The 1212-nt window shown below is 34.6% G+C and carries 2 protein-coding genes; both read right to left on the reverse strand.

What is annotated here, in order from left to right; genetic code table 11:
• On the reverse strand, window positions 1-262 hold a 262-nt coding region (locus DMP16_RS09985), incomplete at its 3' end, for a 50S ribosomal protein L30e (RefSeq protein WP_143577199.1).
• Window positions 263-268: 6 nt separating this feature from the next.
• The coding region (rpoA2, locus tag DMP16_RS09990; protein ID WP_143577200.1) for a DNA-directed RNA polymerase subunit A'' at window positions 269-1212 on the reverse strand (944 nt) is incomplete at its 5' end.

A 1212-nucleotide genomic window follows, 5' to 3' on the forward strand; every position in this document is an offset into this window, starting at 1 on the left:
TAGCCGAAATCATAAATGGTTTTCCACACACAGTGCCCAGATCCCATCCACTTCCGTTATACTCATATAATGGAATATTTGAAATTTTCGCATAATGCTTTATGTCTTCTTTTAAATCTCCTCTCAATGTAGAAGCTATTATAATCATCTTTAATTTGCCTATTTTAGTATATTTTAAAACTTTTCTAGACCCAAAGACTATTTTTCCTGTTTTTATTAAATTTTTAATTTCTCCTTCAAGGGTAACTTGTTGCTCTGACACTTTTTATCACCTTAATACCGGTTTCATCGTTAATTCAACTATCCCAGTACCTAGTTTAATTGGATGACCAATTATAATGTTTTCTACTACACCTTTAAATTCTTCTAAGTCTCCTCTAGCAGCTGCATCAAGGAGATGTTTTACTGTTACTTCAAACGCTGCCCTAGCTAAAACACTTCCTTTTTCTCCGGTAACTCCATGCCTACCTATCTGTCTTACAACACCAGTTCTGGTCATCACGTCTGCAACTAGCAGTATATGTCTATAGTCAACATCTAAACCTTGTTCAGATAGTACCTTACTAATCTCTCTTATTATCATTTCTCTAGCTGCCTCTATTCCAAACACTTCTTCCACTTCACGAATGTTGTTAGTCTCTATTTTAGAACTATCTACTCCCTTAACACCTAAGACTCCACTTAAATTAGATCCATCTGTTATAATTACGTATTCGTTTCCTTTCTTTTGGACAATCGCTCTTCTAATACCTTTAACACCTTTAATTTTTGTATTAAGGATCTTGTCTCTTATTCTAAATAAGGCAGAAACACTGTCTACACTGCTAAAACTTATTATTAAAACGCCATCTTCTTGTTCCTCAACGTTAAACTCTCCTAACTTTAGCTTACTTATTGCCTTCTTAACTTCCTCAATACTAATTCCCTTATCTCTTAACATCTCCTTATCTAATTGAATAACTATTGACATTGACGCTATATCTATACTGGTAGAAGCTACAACACTCTCAACTTTAGTAAATTCTATTTTTCTAGCTATCTCTAACGCCTTATCTCTATCATACTTATATTCATCTGTAAGGTAAATCGTCATCATAGGTGTAGACGGTACCTTCTTTGCGTCGACTATTTCTATTAATCTTGGAAGACCTAGAGTTACGTTAAGTTCCCTTATGCCAGCGAAGTGGAATGTCCTTAACGTCATCTGTGTAC

This window comes from Sulfolobus sp. B1 (assembly GCF_007050195.1).
Taxonomy (GTDB): Archaea; Thermoproteota; Thermoprotei_A; order Sulfolobales; family Sulfolobaceae; genus Saccharolobus.